Annotated in this window: 16 protein-coding genes; 7 read left to right on the top strand and 9 right to left on the bottom strand. The window is 61.3% G+C overall.

Features of this window, described 5'->3' with window-relative positions:
• The first annotated feature begins 325 nt into the window (after positions 1 to 325).
• From CKW21_RS05565 to CKW21_RS05530, 7 genes are all read left to right on the top strand, one after another.
• The gene (locus tag CKW21_RS05565; protein ID WP_095193007.1) at positions 326 to 1486 is read left to right on the top strand and encodes an efflux RND transporter periplasmic adaptor subunit; all 1161 of its coding nucleotides are present in this window, start codon (positions 326 to 328) and stop codon (positions 1484 to 1486) included.
• Positions 1483 to 4584 (top strand): multidrug efflux RND transporter permease subunit, encoded by a 3102-nt coding sequence (locus CKW21_RS05560; RefSeq protein WP_095193006.1) that lies wholly within the window; start codon positions 1483 to 1485, stop codon positions 4582 to 4584. The genes CKW21_RS05565 and CKW21_RS05560 overlap by 4 nt, the downstream gene beginning before the upstream one ends.
• A gap of 9 nt (positions 4585 to 4593) precedes the next feature.
• A complete protein-coding gene (locus CKW21_RS05555) occupies positions 4594 to 5271 on the top strand; it encodes a heavy metal response regulator transcription factor (RefSeq protein ID WP_095193005.1) in 678 nt (225 codons plus the stop codon).
• Positions 5261 to 6625, top strand: a complete 1365-nt coding sequence (locus CKW21_RS05550; protein ID WP_095193004.1) for a heavy metal sensor histidine kinase — start codon at positions 5261 to 5263, stop codon at positions 6623 to 6625. The genes CKW21_RS05555 and CKW21_RS05550 overlap by 11 nt, the downstream gene beginning before the upstream one ends.
• 301 nt (positions 6626 to 6926) lie before the next feature.
• Positions 6927 to 7151 carry a hypothetical protein gene (locus CKW21_RS05540; RefSeq protein WP_095193003.1) on the top strand — a complete coding sequence of 75 codons (225 nt, stop codon included), beginning with the start codon at positions 6927 to 6929 and terminating at the stop codon, positions 7149 to 7151.
• A gap of 195 nt (positions 7152 to 7346) precedes the next feature.
• Positions 7347 to 8666, top strand: a complete 1320-nt coding sequence (locus CKW21_RS05535) for an OprD family porin (protein ID WP_095193002.1) — start codon at positions 7347 to 7349, stop codon at positions 8664 to 8666.
• A 225-nt stretch (positions 8667 to 8891) separates the two neighbouring features.
• Positions 8892 to 10391 carry a diguanylate cyclase gene (locus CKW21_RS05530; RefSeq protein ID WP_095193001.1) on the top strand — a complete coding sequence of 500 codons (1500 nt, stop codon included), beginning with the start codon at positions 8892 to 8894 and terminating at the stop codon, positions 10389 to 10391.
• 174 nt (positions 10392 to 10565) lie between these two features.
• On the opposite strand, the gene lpxC is transcribed toward CKW21_RS05530, so the two are convergent.
• The 9 genes from lpxC to murD form a co-directional block, all read right to left on the bottom strand.
• Positions 10566 to 11477 carry a UDP-3-O-acyl-N-acetylglucosamine deacetylase gene (gene lpxC, locus CKW21_RS05525; RefSeq protein WP_027619572.1) on the bottom strand — a complete coding sequence of 304 codons (912 nt, stop codon included), beginning with the start codon at positions 11475 to 11477 and terminating at the stop codon, positions 10566 to 10568.
• 112 nt (positions 11478 to 11589) lie between these two features.
• The gene (ftsZ, locus tag CKW21_RS05520; protein WP_095193000.1) at positions 11590 to 12783 is read right to left on the bottom strand and encodes a cell division protein FtsZ; all 1194 of its coding nucleotides are present in this window, start codon (positions 12781 to 12783) and stop codon (positions 11590 to 11592) included.
• A 135-nt stretch (positions 12784 to 12918) separates the two neighbouring features.
• Positions 12919 to 14178, bottom strand: a complete 1260-nt coding sequence (gene ftsA / locus CKW21_RS05515; protein ID WP_095192999.1) for a cell division protein FtsA — start codon at positions 14176 to 14178, stop codon at positions 12919 to 12921.
• Positions 14179 to 14192: 14 nt separating this feature from the next.
• Entirely contained in the window at positions 14193 to 15059 is an 867-nt protein-coding gene (locus CKW21_RS05510) for a cell division protein FtsQ/DivIB (protein WP_095192998.1), read from the bottom strand.
• A 4-nt stretch (positions 15060 to 15063) separates the two neighbouring features.
• A complete protein-coding gene (locus CKW21_RS05505; protein ID WP_095192997.1) occupies positions 15064 to 16020 on the bottom strand; it encodes a D-alanine--D-alanine ligase in 957 nt (318 codons plus the stop codon).
• Positions 16017 to 17477 (bottom strand): UDP-N-acetylmuramate--L-alanine ligase, encoded by a 1461-nt coding sequence (murC, locus tag CKW21_RS05500; protein ID WP_095192996.1) that lies wholly within the window; start codon positions 17475 to 17477, stop codon positions 16017 to 16019. Before murC ends, CKW21_RS05505 begins: the two co-directional genes overlap by 4 nt.
• The gene (gene murG / locus CKW21_RS05495; protein ID WP_095192995.1) at positions 17470 to 18540 is read right to left on the bottom strand and encodes an undecaprenyldiphospho-muramoylpentapeptide beta-N-acetylglucosaminyltransferase; all 1071 of its coding nucleotides are present in this window, start codon (positions 18538 to 18540) and stop codon (positions 17470 to 17472) included. Before murG ends, murC begins: the two co-directional genes overlap by 8 nt.
• Complete coding sequence (ftsW, locus tag CKW21_RS05490; protein WP_095192994.1) at positions 18530 to 19747, bottom strand: putative lipid II flippase FtsW; 1218 nt, start codon at positions 19745 to 19747, stop codon at positions 18530 to 18532. Before ftsW ends, murG begins: the two co-directional genes overlap by 11 nt.
• Entirely contained in the window at positions 19744 to 21090 is a 1347-nt protein-coding gene (murD, locus tag CKW21_RS05485; protein ID WP_095192993.1) for a UDP-N-acetylmuramoyl-L-alanine--D-glutamate ligase, read from the bottom strand. Before murD ends, ftsW begins: the two co-directional genes overlap by 4 nt.
• Positions 21091 to 21093: the final 3 nt, after the last annotated feature.

Here is a 21093-nt window from a genome sequence, read left to right as displayed (position 1 = left end):
GAGGGCGATGCCCCCGGATGAATGCCGGAGCGAAGGAACCCCGAGCCTTGGCGAGGGGCCGGACGCCGGGGCGAGCGTTTTTTTGCTTACTTTTTTGAGGCGTTTGTCAAAAAAGTGAGTCGCCGTAAGGGCGAAACCGCCAGCCGCCGTTACCGCAGCAACGGATATGTACACCCCCCCACCCACAGCATGGTCGGCTATAAGGCCGCCAAGCCAAGGCCAAACTGACAGCGCCGTCAGTTAGCAGTCACCTTCCTGACCGTCAAACAGGTTTATAAAGAAACATACCAACCTGTCGATCACCCAGCCCTGGCGCCTCACTCGCATGCGAATCCAGCAAAAACCCGCCCTGCTCGTCGCCCTTCTGATTATTCTGGCAGCGCTGGGCCTGTGGTATGCCACCAAACCCGCCAAGGCAAAGCTCGCGGCGCCCAGCGCCATTCCTGTGCGCGTGGTCAGCGTCGTCGAAAAAGACGTCCCTCGCTACGTCAGCGGCATCGGTTCGGTGCTGTCGCTGCACAGCGTCGTGGTGCGTCCGCAAATCGACGGCATTCTTACCAAAATCCTGGTCAAGGAAGGCCAACTGGTGAGCAAAGGCGACTTACTGGCCACCATCGACGACCGCTCGATCCGCGCCAGTCTCGACCAGGCCCGGGCACAGCTGGGTGAAAGCCAGGCGCAACTGCAAGTGGCGCAGGTCAATCTCAAGCGCTACAAGCTGCTGAGCGTCGACGACGGCGTATCGAAACAGACTTACGACCAGCAACAGGCACTGGTCAACCAGCTCAAGGCTACCGCTCAGGGCAACCAGGCATCGATTGATGCGGCACAGGTGCAACTGTCCTACACACAGATTCGCTCCCCGGTCAGCGGCCGCGTCGGTATTCGCACCGTGGACGAAGGCAACTTCCTGCGCATGACCGACACCCAAGGCCTGTTCACCGTCACCCAGATCGACCCGATTGCCGTGGAGTTCTCCCTGCCGCAACACATGCTGCCGACCCTGCAAGGCCTGATCAGCGATCCGCAATATGCCCGGGTCAAGGCCTACATCGGGGCCGACACCGACGGCGAAACCGGCAACCTGCTGGGTGAAGGCCACCTGACCCTGATCGACAACCAGATCAATGCCAACACCGGGACCATTCGCGCCAAGGCCGAATTCAACAATGCCGGGCAGAAACTCTGGCCGGGCCTGCTGGTGACGGTAAAGATTCAGACAGCCTTGGACAAAGATGCGCTGGTGGTACCGCCCACCGTCGTACAGCGTGGTCTGGACCAGCCTTTCGTTTACCGGCTCAAGGGCGACAAGGTCGAAACCGTGCCGGTGCAAATGGTCTTCCAGGGCAGCGGCCAGAACATCATCAAAGGCGTGGCGCCGGGTGACGTGCTGGTCAGCGATGGCCAGTCGCGGCTCAAACCCGGTGCCACCGTGCAAGTGCTGACCGACCCACCGCAGGTGGTGCAATCGGAGGCTGCGCAATGAAAGGCCACGGCTCGATATCCGCCTGGTGTATCGACCATCCGGTGGCGACGGTCCTGCTGACGTTCGCCCTGGTGCTGCTGGGCGCCATCGCCTTTCCGCGCCTGCCGGTGGCCCCCCTGCCCGAGGCGGAATTCCCGACCATCCAGGTGGCGGCACAATTGCCCGGCGCCAGCCCGGAAACCATGGCGTCTTCGGTGGCCACGCCTCTTGAAGTGCAGTTCAGCGCCATCCCCGGCGTGACCCAGATGACCTCGAGCAGCGCCCTCGGCTCAACCATCCTGACCCTGCAATTCACCCTCGACAAAAGCATCGACACCGCCGCCCAGGAAGTGCAGGCCGCAATCAATACCGCCGCCGGCAAGCTGCCCAAGGACATGCCCAACCTGCCGACCTGGCGCAAGGTCAACCCGGCCGACAGTCCGGTGTTGATCCTCAGCGTCAACTCATCGCTGATGCCCGGCCCCGAACTCAGCGACCTGACGGAAACCCTGTTATCCCGTCAGATCAGCCAGATCGACGGTGTAGGCCAGGTCGCCATCACCGGTCAGCAACGTCCGGCGATCCGTGTCCAGGTGTCGGCGGACAAACTGGCGGCCATCGGCCTTACGCTGGCGGACATCCGCCTGGCGATCCAGCAGACCAGCCTCAACCTGGCCAAAGGTGCGCTGTACGGGGAATCGAGCATCTCGACCCTTTCCACCAACGACCAGTTGTTCCACCCTGATGACTACAGCCAGCTGATCGTTTCCTACAAGGACGGTGCACCGGTTCATCTCAAGGATGTGGCCAAAGTCGTCAACGGTTCGGAGGATGCCTACGTCCAGGCCTGGGCCGGCACGCAACCGGGAGTCAACCTGGTGATCTTCCGCCAGCCGGGGGCCAATATCGTCGAGACCGTGGACCGCATCCAGGCAGCGCTGCCGGGCCTGGAAGCCATGCTTCCGGCGTCGGTACAGGTCAAGACGCTGATCGACCGCACCCAGACCATCCGGGCCTCGCTGCATGAGGTGGAAATCACCTTGCTGATCGCGATCATGCTGGTGGTGGCGGTGATGGCGCTGTTCCTGCGCCAGTTGTCGGCGACCCTGATTGTGTCGGCGGTGCTCGGGGTGTCGCTGATCGCCAGCTTCGCCCTGATGTACCTCATGGGTTTCAGCCTGAACAACCTGACGCTGGTGGCGATTGTGGTGGCCGTGGGGTTTGTGGTCGACGATGCGATTGTGGTGGTGGAGAACATTCACCGTCATCTGGAGGCCGGCGACGGCATGCGCGAGGCCGCGATCAAAGGTGCCGGGGAAATCGGCTTCACCGTGGTGTCGATCAGCTTCTCGCTGGTGGCGGCGTTCATTCCACTGCTGTTCATGGGCGGCGTGGTCGGGCGGCTGTTCAAGGAATTCGCCCTGACCGCCACCTCGACCATCCTGATTTCGGTGGTGGTATCCCTGACCCTGGCGCCCACCCTGGCGGCGCTGTTCATGCGCGCCCCGGTGCACGATGCCCACGGCAAGAAAGGTTTCGGCGAGCGCCTGTTGGACCTCTATGAAAAAGGCCTGCGCCGCGCCCTCGCCCATCAGAAGCTGATGATTGGTGTTTTCGGTCTGTCAGTGGCGCTGGCCGTCGGCGGTTACATCTTCATTCCGAAAGGTTTCTTCCCGGTACAGGACACCGGTTTTGTCCTCGGTACCACTGAAGCGGCTGCGGACATTTCTTACGGCGACATGGTGAAAAAACACCTGGCGATGGCCGAAATCGTCGCTGCAGATCCGGCCGTACAGACCTTTTCTCACTCGGTCGGCGTATCGGGCAGCAACCAGACCATCGCCAACGGCCGCTTCTGGATCGCCCTGAAAAAACGCGGTGACCGCGATGTTTCGGCCAGCGAGTTCATCGACCGGATTCGTCCGCAACTGATGAAAGTCCCGGGCATCGTCCTGTACCTGCGCGCCGGCCAGGATATCAACCTCAGTTCCGGCCCGAGCCGTGCCCAGTATCAGTACGTGCTCAAGAGCAACGACGGTGCGGTGCTGAGCACCTGGACCCAGCGCCTGACGGAAAAGCTGCGCAGCAACCCGGCATTCCGCGATGTTTCCAACGATCTGCAACTGGGCGGCAGCATCACCCACATCAGCATCGACCGCAGCGCGGCTGCACGCTTCGGCCTGACCGCCAGTGATGTTGACGAAGCGCTGTATGACGCCTTCGGCCAGCGTCAGATCAACGAATTCCAGACCCAGATCAACCAGTACAACGTGATCCTGGAACTGGACACCAAACAGCGCGGCAAGGCCGAAAGTCTCAACTATTTCTACCTGCGCTCGCCCTTGAGCGGTGAGATGGTGCCGCTGTCGGCGCTGGCCCGGTTCGATGCGCCCACCATCGGCCCGTTGTCCATCGCCCATGACGGCATGTTCCCGGCCGCCAACATGTCGTTCAACCTCGCACCCGGTGTGGCGTTGGGCGATGCGGTGATCATGCTCAACCAGGCCAAGGCCGAGATTGGCATGCCAGTGGCGATCAGCGGCAATTTCCAGGGCGCGGCACAAGCATTCCAGAGTTCGCTGGCCAGCCAGCCCTGGTTGATCCTGGCGGCGCTGGTGGCGGTTTACATCATTCTCGGCGTGCTCTACGAGAGTTTCGTCCATCCGCTGACCATCATCTCGACGCTGCCTGCTGCGGGCCTCGGTGCGGTGATCATGTTGTGGATCTGCGGGCAGGACTTTTCGATCATGGCGCTGATCGGTCTGGTGTTGCTGATCGGTATCGTGAAGAAAAACGGCATCCTGATGATCGACTTCGCCCTCGAAGCGCAGCGCAAAGGCGGCCTGCCACCGGAAGAAGCGATCTTCCAGGCCTGCCTGACGCGGTTTCGGCCGATCATCATGACCACCCTCGCCGCCCTGCTCGGCGCCCTGCCGCTGATGCTCGGCTATGGCACCGGTGCCGAGCTGCGCCAGCCCTTGGGGATCGCGGTGGTCGGCGGCTTGCTGGTGAGCCAGGCGCTGACGCTGTTCACCACACCAGTCATATACTTATGGCTGGAGCGGCTTTTCCATCGGCCTAAACCAACAGCGCTGCCGGCGCTGGCGACCACAGACTGAGGCGGGGTCATGCGCGTTCTGATTATCGAAGACGAGGAAAAAACCGCGGACTATCTGCACCGCGGCCTGACGGAACAGGGTTACACCGTGGACCTGGCCCGCGATGGCGTGGAAGGCCTGCACCTGGCGCTGGAAAACGACTACGCGGTGATCGTCCTCGACGTCATGCTGCCGGGCCTGGATGGCTTCGGCGTCCTGCGCGCCTTGCGTGCGCGCAAGCAGACACCGGTGATCATGCTCACCGCCCGCGAGCGTGTCGAAGACCGCATCAAGGGCCTGCGCGACGGTGCCGACGATTACCTGGGCAAACCGTTTTCCTTCCTCGAACTGGTGGCTCGCCTGCAAGCGTTGACCCGCCGCAGCGGTGGCCATGAACCGGTGCAAGTGAGCATCGCCGACCTGTGGATAGATTTGATCAGCCGCAAGGCCACCCGCGCCGGCACGCGCCTGGACCTGACCGCCAAGGAGTTTTCGCTGCTCAGTGTGCTGGCCCGGCGTCAGGGCGAAATCCTCTCGAAAACCGCCATCGCGGAAATGGTCTGGGACATCAATTTCGACAGCGACGCCAACGTCGTCGAAGTCGCGATCAAACGTCTGCGGGCCAAGCTTGACGGGCCATTCGATGAAAAACTGCTGCACACGATCCGTGGCATGGGTTATGTGCTGGAGAGCCGTGGTGTCCAGTAATAGCATCGCCCTACGCCTCAGCGGGATGTTCACGCTGGTGGCGCTATTGGTGTTCCTGGTGATCGGCTGGGCGCTGTACCAGCAGGTCGACAAAGGCCTGGGTTTGCTGCCTGAAGCCGAACTGGATGCGCGTTACAGCGTGCTCGAATCCACCGTTGGCCGTTACGGCACGCCCGAACATTGGGTGAAGATCAACAACAAGCTCAAGCTGCTGGGTGAAGAAGACAAACGCATCAGTTTCTGGATCATCAGCGACGATCCACACTACGAATACGGCAACCTGACGCCGCGGATCCGCGAGTTTGCCCAGGGGCCGCTGGGCATGCGCGACATGACGTTGCCGAATCAGCCTTACCCGCTCAAGGTGCTGGTCAGCCAGTTCCCGGCCAAGGATCAACGGCCGCCACTGCGCTTCATGATCGGCATCGATACCGAAACGTTCCACCAGACTCAACACCAGTTGCTGATCGCCCTGATCAGCCTGGCGATTGTCGGCGTGCTGCTGGCCTCGGCACTGGGTTACTGGGTGGCGCGGATCGGCCTCAAGCCACTGATCAAGCTGTCTCAGGAGGCCCAGCGCCTGGCCCCGCCCTTGCGTTCCGGGCGTTTGCGCATGTCATCACTGCCACCGGAGTTGAACCAGTTCGTCAATTCGTTCAACTCCACGCTGGAGCGGGTCGAACTGGCTTACTCGCGGCTGGAATCGTTCAATGCCGATGTCGCCCATGAACTGCGCTCGCCGCTGACCAACCTGATCGGCCAGACCCAGGTCGCGCTGACACGTGGACGCTCGGCGGAGCATTATTTCGAAGTCCTGCAATCGAACCTTGAAGAGCTCGAGCGCCTGCGCTCGATCATCAACGACATGCTGTTCCTCGCCAGTGCGGACCAGGGCAGCAAGGCCACCAAACTGACCTCCACGTCGTTGGCCGATGAGGTGGCGACAACCCTGGAATACCTGGATTTCATCCTCGAAGATGCTCAGGTCCAGGTGCAGGTCAGCGGCGATGCGCAAGTGCGGATCGAGATCGCGCACCTGCGACGGGCGCTGATCAACCTGCTGAGCAACGCGGTGCAGCACACCGAACCCGGACAGGTGATTGAGGTGCGAATCGAAGCCGAGGAGCATCAAGTCAGTATCGGCGTCGCCAACCCCGGTTCGCCGATTGCCAACGAGCACCTGCCGCGCCTGTTCGAACGCTTCTACCGCGTCGACGCCTCGCGCAGCAACAGCGGCAACAACCACGGATTGGGACTGGCGATCGTCAAGGCGATCGCGCTGATGCATGGCGGGGATGTGTTCGTGCGCAGCGATCACGGCATGAACACCTTCGGGATTCACCTGCCGGTCTGACCCCCTTCCCTTTGTGGGAGATTCCATGGTTGAGGGAAAGTATCTGAGCAACAAAAGTCCACTGTGGGAGCGAGCCTGCTCGCGAAGAAGCCCTCACATCCAACATCCATGCTGACTGATCCACCGCTTTCGCGAGCAGGCTCGCTCCCACAGTGGTTTCGGGTTGACCACAAACGTGTGAACATTCAACTATTGCCTTTTGCGCAACAGTCCTTTCATGAATCCGCTCTTTTTCCCATCGCCCGACATCCTTATCTTTGCCCGCACCAAACAGCACTTGCCAAGCAAGAAGGTTTTAAAGATGTCCAACAGTATGGGTATTGCCAGCGCTTTTGTTTTGTCCTCTTTGTTCGTGACGCCATTGGCCATGGCTGAAGAGTCGCAGGCTTTCGTCGCACAAAACGCCGCACGCGCCGCTGCTTACCAAGAGCACCAGATCGAGATGACGGCCAAAGCCCAGGAAGGCACCCAGGCCCCGCAAGCATCGAGCATTCAGGCCCAGCCACAGGCCGAGAAAGACAGCTGATCGACGCGCATCGCTCCTGTTTCCCTCGACACTTTTCATCGGCTCTTCCCCTTGAACAGTTGTCTTCAAAGCCGCTGCTATCAGCGGCTTTTTTTCGTTGTGGGTCCAACCCCGTTTGCTTCGCCATCCCCATGTAAACATCCCCGACGCCCCCAACAGTGACGTTCCAAGTTGACCCAAGGAGCTTTTCCGCACGTGCGTTTCCCATTCCGATCCACACCGTTGGTCATTGCAATCGCTGCAACGATGACCACCAGCGTCCAGGCCGCCGATGATTCGTCTGCCGCAGGATTCGTCGAAGGCTCGAGCCTCAACCTCAACGCCCGCAACTACTACATGCACCGCAATCGCCTGCAGCAGGCCGACGACAACATTGAGTGGGGGCAAGGTTTCCTGGGTGTCTTCGAGTCGGGCTACACCGAGGGTACGCTCGGTTTTGGCATCGATGCCCACGCCATGCTCGGGCTCAAGCTCGACGGCGGTGGCGGCACGGACAATTCGAGCATCCTGCCGGTCAGCGATGGCAACGGCAAAGCGCCAGGGTCGTTCTCGACCGCCGGCGGCACCTTGAAAATGCGCGCTTTCGATACCGAGTTGAAGGCCGGCGACCTGTTTCTGGCCAACCCGGTGATTGCCGGGGGCGAAACCCGCATGCTGCCCCAGACCTTTCGCGGCGTCAGCCTGACCAACCACAGCATCGACGGTGTGATGATCGAAGGCGGCCAGGCCAGCTTCACCAAGCCGTACAACCAGAGCGGCCATACCCGCATCGGCACGTCCTACGGCAGCCTGCCTGATGGCGAGGACAGTCGGCACCTGAACTGGGCCGGCATGACCTGGAGCGGCCTGCCGGGACTGACCAGCAGCCTGTATGCCGCCGAACTCAAGGACATCTGGAACCAGTACTACTTCAACCTGGACTACACCTACGCGCTCAATGACCTGATCAGCCTCAACCCAGGCCTGCACGTCTATCACACGCAGGACACCGGTGATGCGCTACTGGGCGATATCGACAACAACACTTACAGCCTGCATTTCACCGTCGGCGTGGGTAATCACAGCGTCACTGCCGCTTACCAGCGGGTCAACGGCAACACCCCGTTCGACTACATCAGCCAGGGCGACAGCATTTTCCTCGACAACTCCCAGCAGTATTCGGACTTCAACGGCCCCAATGAACGCTCCTGGAAACTCAAATACGCCTACGACTTCGTCGGACTTGGTTTGCCGGGCCTGACATCGGCCGTGTCGTATTCCCGAGGAAAACTGGACCTGACTCAGGTTGATCCCGACAGCCCAGGCTATGCCGCGTGGTACAGCGCCGATGGCAAGAACGCCAAGCACTGGGAGCGTGACGTTGACCTGAAATACGTGGTTCAGAGCGGCAAAGCCAAGGATCTGGCGCTGCGCCTGCAATGGGCGACCAACCGTGGCGGCAATGGTTACGGAGTACTGGATCAGGACACCGATGAATACCGGGTGATCATCGACTATCCCCTCGATTTGCTCTGATCACTCTGGCACCTGCCGTACAACCTGTGGGAGCGAGCCTGCTCGCGATAGCGTCAGGTCAATCAACATCGACGCTGAATGTTGCGCCGCCATCGCGAGCAGGCTCGCTCCCACGGTTTTGTTCACCCTGGCAGACCTCAGTTGGTTCATTTAACCGGCCTTTTCCCTGGCTGCTACGTTTATGGAACTACGCTTACCCAGTCATCCAAGCAGACATCAGCCCCCATGACCGTACGCCGCACTCCCAATCGTTCAGGCAGCGCCGGACGGCCCGAGATCCTGGTGATCCTCGGCAGCAGCCTGACGGTCATTGCGATACTCAGCATCGTCACTTTTCTACTGATCCGCGAACATACCAACGCCCAGCAGGCAGCCACACGCGGCGCGACCACCATTGCGCAATTGATCGATGCCGACGTGTTGCGCACGGTGGAGCTCTATGACCTGACCCTGCAAGGCCTGATTGCCGCGGCGCAGCGGGATGACTTGAAGCAGGTTTCTGCACAAATCCGTCATCTGGTGCTGTTCGACCGTTCCACCACGGCCCGCTACAAGAGTGACATCCTGCTGCTGGATCAGCAGGGTGAAGTGCTCGCCGACTCATCATTGATCGAGCCCAAACCGGGCAACTTCGCCGACCGCGATTATTTCCTCGCCCATGCCTTCAATCGCGACACCGGCATGTTCATCAGCCGCCCCTTCAAGCCTCGCTGCGACTGCGACTACAACGACGAATGGCAAATCAGCTTCAGCCGACGCATTTCTTCGTCTACCGGGGCGTTTCTGGGTGTCGCGGTGGCCTCGATGCGCCTGGCGTACTTCGATCAGCTGTTCAACAGCCTCGACATCGGGACCGACAGCACGCTGGCCATCATCAACGACGACGGGGTGCTCTTGGCGCAGAAGCCGTTTCTGCAAGACAACACGGTCGGCAAAAGCTTCGCCGACCGGCCCAACGTCGTGCGCATGCTGCGCGAGGGCAGCGGCAGCTTTGACGGCGTATCGAGCGTTGACCGCCAGCAACGCCTGTACACCTTCAGCCGGGTCGGCAACCTGCCGCTGACGGTCATCGTGGCCCTTTCCAGCGACGAAGTCTTCGCCACCTGGCAGCGCACGGCCATTGTGATCAGCGGCGCCACCGGGGTCCTGTGTATCGCGCTGCTATGGCTGACCTGGTTGCTCTGCCGCGAACTGCGCCTGCGCTACAGCGCCGAACAGGAACTGGCGCAACTGGCCGCCACCGATGCCTTGACCGGCGTGGCCAACCGCCGAACCCTCGACCAGACCCTGCGCCACGAGTGGTTTCGGGCGCAACGGTCCGGCAAGCCGATGTCGGTGCTGATGATCGATGCCGATCACTTCAAGGCCTTCAACGACCGCCACGGCCACCAGGCAGGCGACGAGGCATTACGCTCGCTGGCCGATGTCATTGGCGCCAATGTCCATCGTCCGACAGACCTGGTAGCCCGCTACGGCGGCGAGGAGTTTTCGGTGATCCTGGCTGAAACCGGCAACGACGGTGCACGGCAGATTGCCGAGCGCATCCGTGTGCAGGTGGAGCAGTTGCCACCGGTGGCAGGCGATGAACAGCCGATGACGGTCAGCATCGGCATCAGTACCTGGACGACAGAGAGCGACATCAGCCTGGAGCAATTGCTGTTTGCGGCAGACAAGGCGCTGTATCAGGCCAAGGAACGGGGGCGAAATCGGGTGGTTTCTGCCTGAGTTTTGCATTGTACCAACCGGCCCCTTCGCGAGCAGGTTCGCTCCCACAGGATGGCGCGGACTGAATGTGGGAGCGAGCCTGCTCGCGAAGGGGCCGGTGCAGACACCACAAAACCCGAGCATAAAAAAAGGCCACCCGAAGGTAGCCTTTAAAAAACTAGAGAGGTTTTTTACTTACACGGCCGCAACAGGGCGCATGTAAGAGATCGGTGCAGTGCTGGCGTCTTCGAACGTCACGACTTCCCAGGCATCTGTCTGCTCAATCAACTTGCGCAGCAGCTGGTTGTTCAGTGCGTGGCCGGACTTGAAGCCCTTGAACTCACCAATCAGGCTATTGCCCAGCAGGTAGAGGTCACCAATTGCATCGAGGATCTTGTGCTTCACGAATTCGTCTTCGTAGCGAAGACCGTCTTCGTTCAGTACACCATCCGCGTCGACCACGATGGCGTTTTCAACGCTGCCGCCGAGTGCGAGGTTGTGCTTGCGCAGGTACTCGATGTCACTCATGAAACCAAAGGTACGGGCGCGGCTGACTTCTTTTACGAACGAAGTGCTGGAAAAATCCACGCTTGCACTTTGTGTGCGGTCACGGAAAACCGGGTGATCGAAATCGATCTCGAAGCTCACCTTGAAACCTTCGAAAGGGACGAAAGTGGCGCGCTTGTCGCCGTCTTCCACTGTCACTTCCCGCAGGATACGGATGAACTTCTTGGCGGCGTCCTGTTCTTCCAGGCCAGCCGACTGAATCAGAAATACGAAGGGTCCAGCGCTGCCATCCATGATCGGGACTTCGGACGCGGAGAGCTCGACGTAGGCGTTATCGATGCCCAGGCCAGCCATGGCCGAGAGCAAGTGCTCCACCGTATCCACCTTCACGTCACCGTTGACCAGCGTCGTCGACATGGTTGTCTCGCCGACGTTGGCCGCACGAGCCGGAATCTCGACCACGGGATCGAGGTCGGCACGGCGAAAGACGATGCCGGTGTCGATCGGCGCAGGCTTGAGGGTCAGGTAAACCTTCTCCCCGGAGTGCAGACCTACACCTGTGGCACGGATAATATTTTTCAGTGTGCGTTGTTTAATCATGGCTTGGGCCGCTTCAGCGCAAATTGCGAACTGGTATCAACAAAGGCTGGCGATGATAGCAGACCACGCCTTTGCTGAACACCAATCACCTTCATAGCCCTGATACATTTCATCAATCGGCCTGACGACGCAGGAAAGCCGGGATGTCCAGGTAGTCCAGATCATCCTGCGGATTCATCTTCGCGGCAGTCGCAGCACCGGCCTGGGCCTGGTTGCGCATGACGGTCGGACGGTCCAGGTCACGGTAGTTCACCGCTGGAGCTTCCTGACGAACAGGGGCTTGTTGTTGCGGCTGGGAAGCCATCGAGGTGTGAACGGTATTGTCGATGACCTTCACAGGCTTCTCGATTTTAGCGCCCAGACCAGTCGCCACCACAGTCACGTGCAGCTCGTCGCGCATGTCCGGATCGATAACGGTACCGACCTTGACCATGGCGTGCTCGGAAGCGAAGGCTTCGATGATGCTACCCACGTCGGAGTACTCACCCAGGGACAGGTCAGGACCGGCGGTGATGTTCACCAGGATGCCGCGTGCGCCTTGCAGGTTCACGTCTTCGAGCAACGGGTTACGGATGGCCGCTTCAGTCGCTTCACGCGCACGGTTCGGACCGCTGGCGCAGCCAGTGCCCATCATCGCCATGCCCATTTCGCTCATCACGGTGCGTACGTCGGCAAAGTCGACGTTGATCATGCCCGGACGCTTGATGATGTCGGAGATACCGCGAACGGCACCGGCCAATACATCGTCAGCCTTGGCGAAAGCCGACAGCAGGCTGGCGTCCTTACCGAGGATGGTCAGCAGCTTCTCGTTGGGAATGGTGATCAACGAGTCGACGCTTTCCGACAGCAGGCGGATGCCTTCGTCGGCGAGCTGCATGCGTTTGCGACCTTCGAACGGGAACGGACGGGTCACCACCGCAACGGTGAGGATCCCCATTTCCTTGGCCACTTCAGCAATGATCGGCGCAGCACCGGTACCGGTACCACCGCCCATGCCGGTGGTGATGAACACCATGTTGGTGCCCTGCAGGACTTCGGCAATGCGCTCACGGTCTTCGAGAGCGGCCTGACGACCTACTTCAGGGTTGGCACCGGCGCCCAGACCTTTGGTCACGCTGGTACCCAGTTGCAGGATGGTCCGCGCGCTGATGCTCTTGAGCGCCTGGGCATCAGTGTTGGCGCAGATGAACTCAACGCCTTCAATGTTGCTCTTGACCATGTGATTCACGGCGTTGCCGCCGCCACCGCCAACACCGATAACTTTAATAACCGGGCTTGCGGGGATGTTGTCTACGAGTTCGAACATTTTCCCTCTCCTTTACGTTCTCTAGTTTTTTCGCCTACTGCTTTTGCTGCCTGCCGCTCTTACTGCTCTTGCTCTGCTCTTGCTCTGCTCTTGCTCTGCTCTTGCCGCTTGAAGCTTGTGGCTTGAAGCTGCTTCTTAAAAATTGCCCTGGACCCAGCTCTTGATTCGATCGAGCAAGGCGCCTTTCGGTTCTTCGTTGCTGTAGCTGTCGCGGCTGCCGATACCCGAGAACGAAATGCCGTCGGATTGCTTCTGCAGGCCGTACATCAACAGGCCGACACCGGTGGAATAAATCGGGTTGCGGATCACGTCATCGAGGCCTTTCACGCCGTGTGGCACGCCCAGGCGCACCGGCATGTGGAAGATTTCCTCGGCAAGTTCGGTAGCGCCTTCCATCTTCGAGGTACCGCCGGTCAGCACGATGCCGGCCGGGATCAGGTCTTCGTAGCCACTGCGGCGCAGTTCGGCCTGGATCAGCGTGAACAGCTCGTCGTAACGCGGCTCGACCACTTCGGCCAGGGCCTGACGGGACAGCTCGCGCGGCGGACGGTCGCCAACGCTTGGCACCTTGATGGTTTCGCCGGCGCCGGCCAGTTTGGCCAGGGCGCAGGCGTAGCGGATCTTGATTTCTTCGGCGTACTGGGTCGGGGTGCGCAACGCCATGGCGATGTCGTTGGTCACCTGATCGCCCGCAATCGGGATCACCGCGGTGTGACGGATCGCGCCTTCGGTGAAGATCGCGATGTCGGTGGTGCCGCCGCCGATGTCCACCAGGCACACGCCCAGCTCTTTCTCGTCATCGGTCAGCACCGAGTAAGCGGACGCCAGTTGTTCGAGAATGATGTCGTCGATTTCCAGACCGCAGCGACGCACGCATTTCTCAATGTTCTGAGCGGCGTTGACGGCGCAGGTGACCACATGAACCTTGGCTTCCAGACGTACGCCGGACATGCCCAGAGGCTCGCGGACACCTTCCTGGTTATCGATCACGTAATCCTGCGGCAGGGTGTGCAGCACGCGCTGGTCCGCCGGAATCGCCACGGCCTGGGCAGCGTCGAGGACGCGTTCGAGGTCGGCGGAGCTGACTTCGCGATCACGAATCGCCACGATGCCGTGGGAGTTCAGGCTGCGGATGTGATTACCGGCCACGCCCACGAACGCCGAGTGGATACGGCAACCAGCCATCAGCTGCGCTTCTTCAATGGCGCGCTGGATCGACTGCACGGTGGACTCGATGTTCACCACCACGCCCTTCTTCAGGCCGCGGGACGGGTGCGTACCGATCCCGACGATATCGAGCGTGCCATCGTCCGCGACCTCGCCTACCAACGCCACCACCTTGGAGGTGCCGATATCGAGACCGACGATCATTTTGCCGCTTTGCACGTTTGCCATGGGTCCTGCCTCTCTTAATTCTTCGCGACAGCGGGTACGGCTGTCGTCGGCGCTACAGGTTCCCGCCAGCCAACAGCGAGGCCGTTGGCGTAGCGCAGATCGATGCGCGCAATGTTCGTAATCTGTTCTTTGAGCGTCTTGTCATAGATGGCAATGAAACGGCGCATCTTCTCTACCAGGTTGCCGCGTCCCAGCAGCAGCTCGATTCCGGGGCCCGCACTACCGGGGCCAGTGGTCAGGAACCAGCTGCCTCGTTCACGCAATTCCAGGCGTGCAATCGAGAAGCCCAGCGGCCGGAGCATCTGGCTCAGTACCTGGTATTGCTGCATCACTTGCTGTTGAGCCCGCTGTGGGCCGAACAGTTGTGGCAGGTGTTCGTAATTGGCCAGTTCACGCGGGGTGAACGCCTGCCCCTGGTTGTTCAACAGCGATTCGTCGCCCCAACGGGCCACCGGCAGTTGTTCTTCCAGGCGGATCACCACTTGATCCGGCCATACCCGACGCACTTCGGCGTGGGCAATCCATGGCATCTGTTCCAGCTCGGTGCGCATGCTCGCCAGGTCGATGGTGAAGAAGCTCGACGCCACATACGGGGCGATTCGCTGTTGCACCGCTTGCTGGCTGATGTAGCTCAAGTCGCCCTGCACGTTGATTTTGGTGATCGGCCGGTCGGCGTACGGCAGCAAACGCTGCGCGCCTTCGTAAGTACCGAACCCCAGTGCAACCAACAGCACTGGCCAGAACAGGCTTTTCAGAAAACCAAAATTGGCTTTCGGCAGGCGCGCGGACATCGGCTCTTTGGCCACCATTCGGCTGGCACCCCGCGGCACCGGCTTGCGACCGGGTGCGGATGGCTGATGACGTAGCTGTGCGCCTTGCATCGTTTTATCCTCGCGCCTCAATGCTTGCTGCCAGGATCGCCAGAACCAGTTGCTGGAAATCCAGGCCGGCGGCACGGGCCGCCATTGGCACCAGACTGTGATCGGTCATGCCCGGTGCGGTGTTGACCTCCAGGAACCAGAACTGCCCGTCGGCGTCCTGCATCACGTCCGCCCGGCCCCAACCGGCGATACCCAGCGCCTCACAGGCTTTCGCCGTGAGATCCATGAGTTCCTTTTCCTTGACGCTGTCCAGGCCACACGGAATGCGGTACTGGGTATCGTTGGCGATGTACTTGGCGTCGTAGTCGTAGAAGCTGTGCGTCGTGCCCAGGGCAATCGGTGGCAACACCTGGTCACGCAGGGTGGCGATGGTGAACTCCGGACCTTGAATCCATTGCTCGACCAACACTTGCGAATCGTAGGTACTGGCCGCTTTCCAGGCGTCGATCAACTCGGACGCGGAAGTCACTTTGGCCATCCCGATACTTGAACCTTCATGGGCCGGTTTGACGATCAAAGGCATGCCCAGTTCCGCTGCCGCGCAAATACAGTCGGCTTCGCTGCTCAACACGGCGTGACGAGGCGTCGGAATGCCCAGGCTGTGCCAGACCTGCTTGGTGCGCAGCTTGTCCATGGCCAGCGCCGACGCAAGGATGCCGCTGCCGGTGTAAGGAATGCCCAGGCATTCGAGCAGGCCCTGCATGCTGCCGTCTTCACCGCCACGACCGTGGAGGATGATGAAGGCGCGGTCGATTTTTTCGCTCAGCAAACGCTGCAGCAGGTCATCGCCCACGTCGAGACCGAACGCATCCACACCCGCGCTTTGCAGCGCATCGAGAACGGCGTTGCCCGACTTCAGGGACACTTCGCGCTCGGCGCTCTTGCCACCGAACAGCACGGCGACCCGGCCGAAGTCTTTCGGCGCGACAGTGGAGACGAGGTTGGCGTAGGCAGCAGTCATTTCAACTTCCCCTCGACCGGCGCAGCCACGGCGCCGGCGAACAACTCACTTTTCAACAGTTTCGGTGCGAGACCGCCGATATCACCGGCGCCCTGGCACAGCAGAATGTCGCCGGCGCGCAGCAGCGGCTTGACCACCGGCGCGAGATCGACACCCCGCTCGATGTAGATCGGGTCGAGCTGGCCGCGCTGGCGGATGCTGTTGCACAGCTTGCGGCTGTCGGCACCCGGGATCGGCTCTTCGCCGGCTGGATAGACTTCCATCAACAGCAGCACGTTGGCGTCGGCCAGTACATTGACGAAGTCGTCATACAGATCGCGGGTACGGCTATAGCGGTGCGGCTGATAGACCATCACCAACCGGCGCTCCGGCCAGCCACCACGCACGGCCTTGATCACCGCCGCGACTTCGGTCGGGTGGTGGCCGTAATCGTCGACCAGCATCACGTTGCCGCCGTCTACCGGCAGTTCGCCGTAGACCTGGAAGCGTCGGCCGACGCCCTGGAACCCGGACAGGCCCTGGACGATGGCTTCATCGCTGACGCCTTCGTCGGTGGCGATGCAAATGGTCGCCAGTGCGTTGAGCACGTTGTGGTTACCCGGCATGTTCACCGAGACATCCAGCGGCTCGCGATCCGGACGCAGCACGGTAAAGAAGGTCTGCATGCCCTGCTGGCGGACATTGATGGCGCGTACGTCGCAGTCTTCGCCAAAGCCATAGGTGACGGTCGGACGCTTGACCTGCGGCAGGATTTCACGCACCACCGGATCGTCCAGGCACACCACGGCCAGACCGTAGAACGGCAGGTTGTGGAGGAACTCGACGAAGGTTTTCTTCAGTTTGTTGAAGTCACCGTCGTAGGTCGCCATGTGATCAGCGTCGATGTTGGTGACCACGGCCACCAGCGGCTGCAGATGCAGGAAACTGGCATCGCTTTCGTCAGCCTCGGCGATCAGGTAACGGCTGGTGCCGAGCTGGGCATTGGTGCCCGCGGCATTCAGACGGCCACCGATGACGAAGGTCGGGTCCAGGCCACCGGCGGCAAACACCGAAGCGATCAGGCTGGTGGTGGTGGTTTTGCCATGGGTACCGGCGACGGCGATGCCGTGGCGATAGCGCATCAGCTCGGCCAGCATTTCTGCACGCGGCACCACGGGAATGCGGCGCTCCAGCGCGGTGGCAACTTCCGGGTTGGACGTGTTCACGGCACTCGACACCACCAGCACGTCGGCCGCGGCAGCGTTTTCGGCGCGGTGACCGATGAAAATCTGCGCGCCGAAGGATTCCAGGCGCTCGGTGACCGGCGATGCTTTCAGGTCGGAACCGGACACTTCATAGCCCAGGTTCAGCAACACTTCGGCAATCCCGCACATGCCCACGCCGCCGATTCCGACGAAGTGGATGCGACGGATGCGGCGCATTTCCGGTTGTGGCATGGCTTTCTTGTTCTCAACCATGGGCCACCTCCAGGCAGGTATCGACCACGTTACGGGTGGCATCGGGTTTGGCCAGGCGGCGGGCCGCGGTGGCCATATCATTGAGTCGTTGCGGTTGCATCAGGACCTCTGTCAGGCGAGCGGCAAGATCCGCTGCGCCAGTCGTTCTTTGCGGCATCAGGAAGGCTGCGCCTTCGCGGGCCAAATAATCGGCGTTGCGGGTCTGGTGATCGTCGATCGCATGGGGCAAGGGCACCAGCATCGAGGGCAGACCGGCGGCAGCCAGTTCGCTGATGGTCAGCGCGCCTGCGCGACATACCACCAGGTCGGCCCAGCCATAGGCTTGGGCCATGTCTTTGATGAAAGGCTGCACTTGCGCCTCGACGCCAGCCGCGCGATAGCGCTCTGCAGTCACTCCATCGTGGTTTTTGCCGGCCTGATGGAACACGTCCGGGCGCAAGTCGGCGGCGACTTGCGACAGGGCTTCAGGCAGCAACTTGTTCAACGGCTCTGCACCCAGGCTTCCGCCCAGGATCAGCAAACGCGCCTTGCGACCGGCCAGGGCTGGTCGCGGTGTTTCGAGGAACAGCTCGGTGCGCACCGGGTTACCGGTGGTCCGACGGCTGTTCGACAGGGTAAAGGTGTCGGGGAACGCTTCACAGACCCGGGCGGCCAACGGCACCAGCAGCCGATTGGCGGTACCGGCCACGGCGTTCTGCTCATGAACGATCACCGGCACACCGGCCAGTTTGGCGGCGACACCGCCAGGACCGGTCACATAACCACCAAAGCCGACCACGCAGACCGGCCGCAACCGACGAATGATCGCCCGCGCCTGCCAGACCGACTTGAGCAACATGAACGGCGCCTTGAGCAGGGACAACTTGCCCTTGCCACGCAGACCGCTGGCGTGAATCCGGTGCAGCTCGATGCCGGCCGCCGGAACCAGGTCGTTCTCGATGCCGCGCGGCGTGCCGAGCCAGTGCACGGAATAACCGCGGGACTGGAACTCGCGGGCACAGGCCAGCGCCGGGAACACGTGGCCACCGGTACCGCCGGCCATGATCAATACATTAGCGCCCATGGTTCGGCTCCTCGGCGAAGTCGCTCTCATGGAATTCCATCTCTTCACTGCCCAGGTGGGTTCGACTCTCCCACTCGATGCGCAGCAGCAAGCCGAGACAGGCGCAGCAGATCACCAACGAACTGCCGCCATAACTGAGAAACGGCAAGGTCAGCCCCTTGGTCGGCAGCAGCCCGACGTTCACCCCGATGTTGATCAGGAACTGACCAATCCACAGGAATGACAAGCCGTAGGCCACATAGGCGGCAAAAAACTGCTTGGCCTTCTCGGCCCACAATCCGATGTACATGCCGCGAATACAGACAAAGACGAACAGCGCGACCGTGCACAGCGAACCCACGGCACCCAGTTCTTCGGCAAGGACCGAGAACACGAAGTCGGTGTGGGCTTCCGGCAGATAGAATTGTTTCTGCACGCTGTTACCCAGGCCAACGCCCAGCCATTCGCCGCGACCGAAAGCGATCAAGGCTTGAGACAACTGATAACCGGCACCGAACTGGTCGGCCCACGGATCGGCGAAGTTGGTCAGGCGCGCCATTCGATACGGCTGCATTTGAATCAACAACACCACCGCACCGACCGCCAGCACCACCATCAAGGAAAAGCGGAACAGCCCGACCCCGCCGAGGAACAGCATCGCCGCGGCAGCCCCCATCATCACGACGGTGGCACCGAAGTCCGGCTCCATCAGTAGCAGGCCCGCCATCGGCAGCAGAACGATGAACGGCTTGAAGAACCCCATCCAGCTCTCACGCACTTCTTTCTGACGGCGCACCAGATAGCCGGCGAGGTAAATCACCACGAACACCTTGGCGATTTCGGAAGGTTGTACGTTGAAGAAGCTGAAGCCGATCCAGCGCATCGAACCGTTCACTTCACGACCGATCCCCGGAATGATCACCATCACCAGTAACCCGAAGGCACCCAGCAGCATCAGCCAGCCCAGGCGTTGCCAGGTGGCGATCGGAATCATCATGGTGACAATGCAGGCACCCAGGCCCAGCACGACATAAATGAGGTGGCGAATCATGTAATACAGGGGACTGCCCGATTGTACGGCCGCCACTTCGGTCGACGCCGAGGCAATCATGATCAGCCCCAGGCCGAGCAGCGACAGGCATCCGACGAGCATCGGAAAGTCGAGATCGATACCGCGTCCGGTGATGAGCGGCGATGGATACGGCTTGATGATGCCCCTGAGGCTCATGCCAGATCCTCCACGGCGCGGACGAACTGGTGACCACGGTCTTCGTAGTTCTTGAACATGTCGAAGCTGGCACAGGCCGGCGACAGCAGGACCACGTCACCCGCTTGAGCGGCGGCGCGGCACTGCTCCACGGCTTCGACCAGCGAGCCGACGCGGATCAACGGCACGGCATCGCCGATGGCATCGCCGATCTTGTCGGAGTCACGGCCCATCAGAATGACGGCGCGGCAGTTGGCCGCCACCGGACCGCGCAGGTCCTTGAACTCGGCACCCTTGCCGTCGCCACCAGCGATCAGCACGATCTTGCCGTCGATGTCCGCGCCCAGGCCTTCGATGGCTGCCAGGGCGGCACCCACGTTGGTGGCTTTGGAGTCGTTGTAATAGCCCACGCCGTCCAGGTCACGCACCCACTGGCAGCGGTGCTCGAGACCGGCGAAATTGCGCAACGCCGACAGCATGGCGTCGAACGGCAGGCCGACAGCGTGGCCCAGCGCCAATGCCGCCAGGGCGTTGGACTGGTTGTGGGCGCCGCGAACTTTCAGCTCACGCACCGGCATCAGGTTCTGGAACTCGAAGGCCAGGTATTTCTCGCCGCCTTCTTCGCGGATACCGAAGGCCTTGAAGTCAGGCTTGTTCAGGCCGAAGGTCCAGCAAGGCTGGCCCTCGCCCATCAGCGGCCGGCTCAGGGCATCCTGGCGGTTGACCACGAACTGCTTCGCGCCACGGAAAATCCGGTGCTTGGCCAGGTGATAGGCCGGCAGGCCGCTGTAGCGGTCCATGTGGTCTTCGCTGATGTTGAGTACGGTCGCGACTTCGGCGTTGAGCTGATCGGTGGTTTCGAGCTGGAAGCTCGACAGTTCCATCACGTACAGCTCGATATCGTCGCGTAGCAAGTCCAGCGCCGGCGTACCGAGATTACCGCCGACGGCGACACGCTTGCCGGCCGCAGCCGCCATCTCGCCAACCAGGGTGGTCACGGTGCTTTTCGCGTTGGAACCGCTGATCGCCACGATCGGTGCCTTCGCGTTACGCGCGAACAGCTCGATATCGCCGGACAGGTTCACGCCACGGGCAGCGGCAGCCTGCAGGGCCGGGGTCGCCAGCGCCAGGCCGGGGCTCACGTAGAGCTCGTCGGCACGGCACAGGAATTCGACGTCCAGCTCGCCACAACGCACTTCCACGTGCGGATAGTCACGCTTGAGCGTGGCCAGTTCCGGTGGATTTTCCCGCGTATCGGCCACGGCAAACGCCACGCCCCGGTTCGCCAGGAAGCGAACCAGGGACATGCCGCTCTTGCCGAGGCCGACAACGATGCGGAAGTGGTCAGAAGCGATCAGAGACACGTG

The sequence above is a fragment of the Pseudomonas sp. Irchel 3A7 genome, from assembly GCF_900187565.1.
Taxonomy (GTDB): Bacteria; Pseudomonadota; Gammaproteobacteria; order Pseudomonadales; family Pseudomonadaceae; genus Aquipseudomonas.
Note: the sequence above shows the minus strand (reverse complement) of the source record. Positions and strands in the feature narration are given on the sequence as shown.

Excerpts from the sequence above, each read along its gene's own strand:
- ftsZ (WP_095193000.1), bottom strand. The coding sequence starts at position 12,783 with ATGTTCGAACTCGTAGACAACATCCCCGCAAGCCCGGTTATTAAAGTT.
- CKW21_RS05565 (WP_095193007.1), top strand. The coding sequence starts at position 326 with ATGCGAATCCAGCAAAAACCCGCCCTGCTCGTCGCCCTTCTGATTATT.
- CKW21_RS05555 (WP_095193005.1), top strand. The coding sequence starts at position 4,594 with ATGCGCGTTCTGATTATCGAAGACGAGGAAAAAACCGCGGACTATCTG.
- ftsA (WP_095192999.1), bottom strand. The coding sequence starts at position 14,178 with ATGGCAAACGTGCAAAGCGGCAAAATGATCGTCGGTCTCGATATCGGC.
- ftsW (WP_095192994.1), bottom strand. The coding sequence starts at position 19,747 with ATGAGCCTCAGGGGCATCATCAAGCCGTATCCATCGCCGCTCATCACC.
- CKW21_RS05540 (WP_095193003.1), top strand. The coding sequence starts at position 6,927 with ATGTCCAACAGTATGGGTATTGCCAGCGCTTTTGTTTTGTCCTCTTTG.
- CKW21_RS05530 (WP_095193001.1), top strand. The coding sequence starts at position 8,892 with ATGACCGTACGCCGCACTCCCAATCGTTCAGGCAGCGCCGGACGGCCC.
- murG (WP_095192995.1), bottom strand. The coding sequence starts at position 18,540 with ATGGGCGCTAATGTATTGATCATGGCCGGCGGTACCGGTGGCCACGTG.
- murC (WP_095192996.1), bottom strand. The coding sequence starts at position 17,477 with ATGGTTGAGAACAAGAAAGCCATGCCACAACCGGAAATGCGCCGCATC.
- lpxC (WP_027619572.1), bottom strand. The coding sequence starts at position 11,477 with ATGATTAAACAACGCACACTGAAAAATATTATCCGTGCCACAGGTGTA.
- CKW21_RS05505 (WP_095192997.1), bottom strand. The coding sequence starts at position 16,020 with ATGACTGCTGCCTACGCCAACCTCGTCTCCACTGTCGCGCCGAAAGAC.
- CKW21_RS05560 (WP_095193006.1), top strand. The coding sequence starts at position 1,483 with ATGAAAGGCCACGGCTCGATATCCGCCTGGTGTATCGACCATCCGGTG.
- CKW21_RS05510 (WP_095192998.1), bottom strand. The coding sequence starts at position 15,059 with ATGCAAGGCGCACAGCTACGTCATCAGCCATCCGCACCCGGTCGCAAG.